Annotated in this window: 5 protein-coding genes; 3 read left to right on the top strand and 2 right to left on the bottom strand. The window is 66.1% G+C overall.

Going from position 1 to position 7880, the window contains the following annotated elements; translation table 11 throughout:
* Positions 1–43 precede the first annotated feature (43 nt).
* A complete protein-coding gene (locus tag Q0176_RS09960; RefSeq protein ID WP_299302328.1) occupies positions 44–814 on the bottom strand; it encodes a hypothetical protein in 771 nt (256 codons plus the stop codon).
* A gap of 35 nt (positions 815–849) precedes the next feature.
* Positions 850–4461: a dynamin family protein gene (locus Q0176_RS09965; RefSeq protein WP_299302331.1), complete on the bottom strand. Its 3612-nt coding sequence runs from the start codon at positions 4459–4461 to the stop codon at positions 850–852.
* A gap of 354 nt (positions 4462–4815) precedes the next feature.
* Here Q0176_RS09965 and Q0176_RS09970 point away from each other — a divergent pair, with 354 nt between their 5' ends.
* The 3 genes from Q0176_RS09970 to Q0176_RS09980 form a co-directional block, all read left to right on the top strand.
* A complete protein-coding gene (locus tag Q0176_RS09970) occupies positions 4816–6066 on the top strand; it encodes a hypothetical protein (protein ID WP_299302334.1) in 1251 nt (416 codons plus the stop codon).
* Between the two features lie 44 nt (positions 6067–6110).
* A complete protein-coding gene (gene lysA / locus Q0176_RS09975; protein ID WP_299302337.1) occupies positions 6111–7409 on the top strand; it encodes a diaminopimelate decarboxylase in 1299 nt (432 codons plus the stop codon).
* A gap of 44 nt (positions 7410–7453) precedes the next feature.
* Positions 7454–7880, top strand: a 427-nt coding sequence (locus tag Q0176_RS09980; RefSeq protein ID WP_299302340.1) for a hypothetical protein, incomplete at its 3' end; no start/stop codon positions are given.

A 7880-nucleotide genomic window follows, 5' to 3' on the forward strand; every position in this document is an offset into this window, starting at 1 on the left:
TTTTACATATTTTCCTTTGGCAAAATGTGCGTTCTTGTTTTAATCAGCGCTTCCCTAAGATCCGCGCCAACAGCAGCGACAGGGAGATCAGCACGGGCATCACCAGCCCGAGCGCGCACCAGAGCCGTTTCTGCATCGCGCGCATATCGTTCCGCAGCACCTCCAGTCGGCGGCTCCATTGTGCGCTGCAGTCGGCCAGCTCTTGTTCCAGAGCCTCGCGGAGCGTCCGGGCCATGGCCTCCCGGGTCTCGTTCTGAAGTTCGGCCAGCTCCACCGAGAGCGCGTTCAGCTCCCGGCTCTGCGCCTGGTTGTGGGCCCGCAGCAGCCCCTCCCAGATTGGGATCCGGTTTTCCATGAGGTCCGAAAGAGGAGCCTCCCGTTCCGGAGGAAACGCTGCGCCCTCCTCGTCGGAGGGCGATGAGTCGGGGTGGGACGACGCCGGGGCCCTCTGGAGCTCCGCGATGTTCTCGACCGCTGCCTTCAGCTGCGATATCGCCCCCTCCAGCAGGGCGATCCTGCGGTTCGTGTCCTCCAGGGAACGGGCAAGCGCCTCCCGGTGCGCGGGGTTCCCCTCCGGCTCGACGCGCGGCCTCGCCGCGAGCTCGGATACCGCCTCCCGTATCCTCCGCCATGCCGCGTCCTTCTCCTCGTCCTCCAGTGTGCGGAGGGCGGAAAGCTCCTCCTTGAGCGGCGGCAGCAGCCTGGCGGCGAGCTCCGATACGATGCGGGCGCTGGCGTGATCGAGGGGAGGATTTCTCCCGAGTCCAGCCTCCAGCCTCCCAGTCTCCGCGGATTTCTCCGGCTCCGTCTTCATGAAGTGAAAATCCCTCCGTTCTTACCGTTCTAATCTTAACGGCTTTGCTCCGTCGCGTTTCTTCCCCATTCCCCGCTTCCGCCGGAGGAGGCGGGTGCCTCGTCGTCATCCGACCTTTGAGGTTCCGGCTTGAGGAGACGCAGGGCATCGGCCCTCATCCTCTCCCGAATCTCCCGGAGCGCCATGCGCAGCCGGTGCTCCGTCAGGGGAGGGGCGAAGTCCAGGCTGCTCTCGCGCCACAGGTCGAGCAGCGTCTCCAGGTCCCCGTCGGAGGAGTCCGCGCCGATCTGGCGGCCCAGGGCGATGAAGTCCGTGTAGCGGGGATCGTAGTTCTCGTGGACGAACCAGTCCATTCGGCCGCGGAAGCCACGCAGACGGGTGAATGCGGCCATGCGGTCGGGGACGTCCAGGACGAGGTCGGGCAGCCGGGTCGCGAAGAGCGCACCGTGGGCCGACGCGGCGATCCAGTCCGGGACGCTCGCGAGGGCCGGAGCGTAGGGGGAACGGGCGAGGTCCGAGAGCCCGGAGTCCACCCGGGCGATGTCCAGATGCACGATGGGCAGCCACTCCCCGAAGAGGTCGTCCCAGTCCGCGCCCAGCATGGCCTCTCCCCTGAAGGCGTCGGAGGGCGCGACGAGCACCTCCAGGTCGTCCAACGAGGAGGAGGGGGTGCGCAGGAGTGCGTGGGGCATCGCCGGGGGGATGCGGCCGCAGAAGATCCATTCGCCCTCCCCGATCTCCCGGCCCTCCGGCGTCCTGGGGACGTCGGTCAGCGAGGCGTCGTGGGCGAGACGCGAGAGCAGCCGCAGCGAATCGTGACGCCTGAGCCCCAGAAGGACGATGCGGCGGCGTGAGCGCAGCGCGGGGAGGGCCAGAAAACGGGTCTGGATGGCCTGTTCCGTGAAGGCCCGAAAAAAGGGGGAGAAGAAATTTTCCCCGCTTCCGTCTCCCGGAATGCTCTCCGGGTCCGACGGGGGCTCCGGAGGAAGGTCGTGCGGCCCCTCGTCCTCCGCCGGCATCGAGCCCTCCAGTCTCAGCTCGTCGATGAGGCGCAGGAGCTTCCGTTCGATCGCCCGCAGGGATGCCGCCGTCTCCCGAAACGCGGACCTCGAGAGCTCGCGTTCCGCCCTGGAGCGTTTCGTGTCCTCGAGGGCCGCCTCCTCCCGGGCAAGCTCCTCGTAGAGGGGATCGCAGACGATCTCCCTCATCCGGTTCTCCCACCAGTTCAGATGGGCGTCCAGGACCTCGAGGCGCTCCGTCAGGAGCTGCCTCCATTCCCGTGTCAACAGATCCCGATCGACGGTCTGGAGGACGACCCTTCTCCCGGGCCGGAAGGAGAGTCCCCGGAACCATCCGCGGGTCCGTACCTCGCTGGCCTGGTGGCGGATGTACCGGTCCAGGTCGGGCAGCTCCGTGCAGAATCCGGGAAGGGGGTCCGGCCGGCTGACGGGGGACAGCTCGTGGCGGACGAGCATCTCGTCGCAGAAAGCTCCGGCGCGGTCCATGCGTTCCGTCATCCGCCTCAGGAGCTCCGCCCATTCTCCATCCCAGCGCAGGCAGCGTTCGCGGAGGGCCTCCGGGGTCCGAATCGTCTCCGCCTCGCGCAGAAAACGGCCGATGATCGGTTCGGGGGCGAGCTCACGCTTCCACTCGTTGCGGACCGAGGATATCTCGGCGCTGACCCAGCGCTGGGCGTCCCGAAGCTCCCGGATCCGGGCGGATTGACGGAGGACCGTCGAGAGGGGCTCACCGCCGTCCGTATCCCTGAGGGCGGAGTCCAGATCCTCGAGGGTGCGCCGCAGCAGGGCCGCGGCCCTTCGCGCCCGAAGCGCGATGCCGTTGTGGAGCAGGCGCTCCCGGAAGGACGTCATCCGGCGGAGCAGTGGTTCGAAGTTCGAGGCCCGCCATTCGGCGGAATCACGGTCGTAAAAGTGCCGCAGGGCCAGCTTGGCGGAGATGGGGATGACGGGGTACTCCAGCCGGTCGGGACGGGCGGCGTCCCTGCGCAGCTCCTGCAGGTAGGCGGCCAGCTTCTGAGCGCGCGAGAGGACGATCCGCCCCCCCTCGAGGTCGTCGCGTTCGAGGTCGATCTGGGTGAGCAGAAGGATCATCCTCTGGCGCGCCTCCAGGACCGTCCTCACCAGCTCGATGTCCGCGGCCTTGAAGGGGCTGCGTATGGAGGAGACGTACAGGACGATGTCCAGGGTCGGGAGGATGCGGCGCAGCACGAGCTCGGAGTGCCGGGGCAATTCGCAGGCGTCGAGGCCGGGCGTATCGACGAGGACCAGCCCCTGGGGAAGGGCGGCGCCCGGGCCGCTCCATTCGATGCGGGCGACCCCGCGCTCGTTGCCGGGGTTCATTCGCTCCGTCGTGAGCTCCTCGAGCCTCCGGGGGGTCAGGACGTCCCCTGAGAGCCGTTCGCTCCTGCCATCCTCGTAGCCGACGTCGACGGCCCTGAGGCCGCCCTTGCGGCAGAGGACCGTTACGTTGGTCGTGGCCCGGGTCTCCTCGGGGAGGAGGCGCTCGCCCATCATCGCGTTGATCAGGGTGGATTTGCCGCTGCTCGTGATCCCGACGACGCCGACGGTCAGCTCGGTGCGGCCGGCCGCCCCCAGAAGGGTCTCGAACTGCGCCGTGCGGGACGAGAGCTCGGGGGAGACGGAGCGCGAGGTCAGGACGGCGAGGGCCGACTGCAGGAGTGCCGTCAGCTCCGCCTGTACGGACTCCGCCGCCGGTATGGCCTCTGCCGGGGCTTCCTCGGTCCCGCGGAGCGGTTCGGACACCGGGGGGGCCTCTTCGAAGGAGGGGCGGAAGGCGCCGCGCTGGAGGCATCGGCGCAGTCTCAGGTTCTCCTGCTCCGCCTCGGCCTGGTCCGAGACGTCGAGCAGGACGGCCAGTTCTCCCTCCGAGCCGGGCAGGGGGGACAGGGAGGCCCGAAACGTCCTTGTGCGGCCCCAGATGTCCTGAATACAGAGCAGATCCCCTTCCCTCGCCGCCCCGACCCGATCGGCAAGAGAGGGATCCCGGGAGCAGAGGGTCTCCATGACGCCGCCGAGCGGGGCGACGGTCCCCTGTGCGCGCGTGCAGAACGGAACCGGAAGCGCAGCGAGCAGGGAGCGGAGGGACGCGAGGCGGGAGCAGGCGTTCGTCAACTCGGACTCCGCCGCCGCGAGAAGGCCGGCCGTTCGTGCGCTCTCGGCCCTCCGTTCCTCGAGCTGCCGCTGCAGTTCCTGGCTGAGGGACCGCCATGCCGCGGCCCGGCGGTCCGAGAGCCTTTGGGGGGTCAGGTCCGTCTCGGTACCCAGCAGCCGGAGCGGGGCCCCATCGTCCGCGCGAAGGATGCAGGCGTCGAGCCTGAGGGGTCGGTAGATTCCATCGCCGCAATAAAAGCGTCGTGTGAAGGACAGCGCCGTCCGGTCCGGCTCGTAGAGCGTCCGCAGCATGTGCTGCGTCTCCGCGTGGTCCTCGGGGTGCGACAGCTCGTGCCACTGGCCGAAGTTCTCCGGCCGGGAGTCGGGGGAAAGTCGCAGGAGCGACAGGAGACGACCCGAGAGGGCAATCTCCCCCGACGGGAAGCGGACCTCGAGGGCCGCTTGGTCCGAGAGGCGCATGAAGTCCTCCCAGAGGGGGGGCGTGTGTGCGGTCATCGCCGGGGGCCGCGCTCCGGAATGGGCAAATGCGGCGCCGCGGACTCCCATCCTTCAGGCGCCCCCCAAAAAAGAGCTGAGACGTTCGTTCCGCGGACCGCAGTTTTTCGATCGGACATGGAGCCTTCCTCTTCCTGAATAGAGCCCGAACAGAGCGCTTGAAAGACGCATAACTTTGACCGCCGGATTTTTCGTCTGCCGGGATATGCTATCATTGACGTCATGAGTATAGCATTTGTCCTTCGTGGCATTGAGCCTCTCTCGAGGGAGTAGGATATAATAAGTTTGGGTATCTGCTTCATCCCTCACGGCCGGATGGCGGCGGGGCAGCGTTGTCTCTGAGGAGGTCTTATCGTGTCTGCGGTGACGCTTCATTTCGAGAACATCCAGGGGCGCATTGCGCGGGCCAGGGAGCTGTCCGAGACCCGGGACCTCCTGGCGGAGCTCCTCGCCATGTCCGATTTTCGGCTCTTCTCCCTGTGCGGCGTCACCCGATACGCCCCTCAGGACGTCCATAACCTGAGGGATCAGATTTTTTCCCGGCTCGTCGTGGATCTGGCGCGGAATGGCTGGAACTGCGACTCCGCCTCGTTCGGAGCGGGGCGTCGGGATACCCTGCTGATGGAGATGGCGCGCCGCGGCCTGCCGCTGACGGTGACCCGTCTTCTGGAGATGGGGGCGAACGCGGACTACAACACCCGGGGCTATGGGGACTCCACCGCGCTCATGGCCGCGCGGGACCCCGAGATCATGAAGAAGCTCATCCGGTACGGCGCCAACCCCATGGGGCAGAACGCCAGCAGACAGACGGACTTCACCTACAAACTGCTCAGGGGGTTCGTCTCGGGAGCCCGTTTCTACCTTTACAACACGGGAAAGATCCCGCTTCAGCCCTTGCTGAACAACCTCAGGGAATGCCTGTTGAGCCGCGAGAGCGTGCCGTACGATTCGATGTATCCCCTGTGCCTCCTTCCCGTGGTGCCCTCCGGGGTTCCCTATTGCAACATCATCGACAAGAAGCTCGTCGACGCCATGTTCGACGGGCAGTTTTTCCCGAGCTCGTCCGAGGCGCTCTCGTTTCGGCTGGAGGATGGGATATCGGTCTGGAGCTATCTGCGTTTTCGCATGGGCGACGCCCTGAGCGTCTCGCCGGCCCATTTTGTGGCTTATCTGGCCTGCATGGTCAGGGGAGAGGCGTTTTCCGCTCCGGCGGACTTCTCGTGCATCGAGTCGTATCTCGAAAAGCCGCTGCCCCGCGAGGTTCTGCCTCGAGGGAATATCTCGAAGTCCGTGTTCGTCCACATGCTCTTTTCGCTGGCGAGCCTTCCTCCGCCCCGACTGCTTCGGTGGCTTCTGTTGCTGGGCCGGGCCGTCCGCCGTGTCGCTCTGTGGATGGACATTCTGGGGGAGGAGGCCTTTCAGGTCGTCAACGCCGCATTCCCCGCGGCCCGGAAGAGCAGCCATGTTCTGCAGGAGTTGAGCTTGATACAGTCGCTCCTCTCCATGCGTGTCAACGTCACGGACAGCTTCGGCGAGTTCCAAATCCCGGAGGAGCTTCGGGCCCCGGTCCTCACCGAGATGCCTCTGGATGGCCTGACGAGCTGAATCGCGAGGCCGATACCCGGTTTTTTGAAGGAGGAAGGGCTGCCGTGCCGCATCTTTTCTGGGGAGGGGCGGACTGCGTGGAGTTGGCCGCGCGGTTTGGGACGCCTCTTTATGTTCTGGACGAGTCCGTGATCCGTGCCCGCTGCGCGGAGGTGAGGAGGGATTTTCTGGACCGCTGGCCGAACGCCTCGGCCAGCTACGCCGGCAAGGCGTTTCTGACCCGGACGATGGCCCGAATCGTGGAGGATGAGGGGCTGGGGCTGGACGTCGTCTCCCTGGGGGAGCTCCATACGGCGCTCTCGGCGGGGTTCCCGGCCCTCCGCATCGAGATGCACGGCAGTGCGAAGAGCGAGGCCGAGCTGAATGCCGCCCTTGATGCGGGGATTGGGCGCATTGTCGTCGACGGTCTCATGGAGCTCGAGGTGCTTGCGGACCTCGCGGCCCGCAAGGGGCGGAGGGCGGAGATCCTGCTCCGCGTCACCCCGGGAGTCGCTCCCCATACGCACGCCTACATCGCGACGGGGCACGAGGGCAGCAAGTTCGGCCTGCCCCTGGATGGAGACCTCCTGCCGCGGGCCGTGCGTCTTGCGTTGGAGCGTGATTCTATCTCGCTGCGCGGCCTGCACTTCCACGTCGGGTCCCAGATCTTCGACCCGACGGCGCACGTCCGGTCCGTCACGCGGGTCGTCGAGGCCATGAAGTGCCTGCGTGAGGAACTGGGCTTCAGGGTTTGGGAGCTGAACATGGGCGGCGGGTTCGGGGCCCGCTCCCATCCCTCCGAGCCGCCTGTGCCCCTGAAGCTGTTTACCGACGCCATGATGGAGGCATTGCAGCGTGCTTGCGAGGCCGGAGGACTGGAGGTCCCGGACGTCTCCATAGAGCCGGGACGCTGGATCGTCTCGGAGGCGGGGATCACTCTTTACCGGGTCGAGACGGTCAAGGAATTGCCGGGCGTAACCTATGTTGGGGTGGACGGGGGGATGGCGGACAACCCGCGTCCCGCCCTCTACCAGGCGGTCTATCGGGCGGCCGTGGCCGATCGGCCGGGTGCGCCTCCCGGCTGGGAGGATGTAAAGGTCTCCGTTGTGGGGAAATGCTGCGAGACGGGGGATATTCTGGTCGAAAACGCCGTTATTCCCTCCGTAAGGCGGGGGGAGGTACTGGCGTTGTTCAACACGGGGGCGTATACTTTCTCGATGGCGGGGAACTACAATCGGCTTTGTCGTCCCGCCGTCGTGCTGGTGAAGGGGGGACAGGCGGAGGTTATTGTGGAGCGCCAGACGCCCGACGACCTGCTTCGGGGCGACCGTATTCCCCGGCGGCTGGCCCGCAGGGGAGACTGATTCCAAGGGGTTCGTTCAGCAGTCCATTCAAGGAGGTAGAAGAAGTGAGAAGGATTGACAGGGTAAGATTGGGTATGGTGTTTGTGCTGGCGGCGCTTTTGATGGCGCCTGCAGCGGGATGGGCGAGAGTTTTCAATTACGCGCGGCTGCATTATTTCTTTCTGCCGATACAAATGCAGTTTGCCGACAGGGACACGGGAAACCCCATCGGCAACTCGTCCAACATGGTCATGTATGGGGGGCGGTCCCGGGAGTTCGCCGTCGATGCCGTGGACTTCAACCGAAACGGCGTTATCGACATTCGCGATTTCAACGTCTGGCCCGTCGCGGTGACGGTCTCGGTGAATATCCTGATCTCCGGCGATCCCGATGTTCTTGCAGGAGGCCTCTCCCCCGACGTAGACCTCAATCTCTCTCCCGTCCCCCCCGACCTCTCCACGGACGAGTTGCTTCGGCGGGCGCCGCAGCTCC

This window comes from uncultured Fretibacterium sp. (assembly GCF_938040765.1).
Taxonomy (GTDB): domain Bacteria; phylum Synergistota; class Synergistia; order Synergistales; family Aminobacteriaceae; genus CAJPSE01.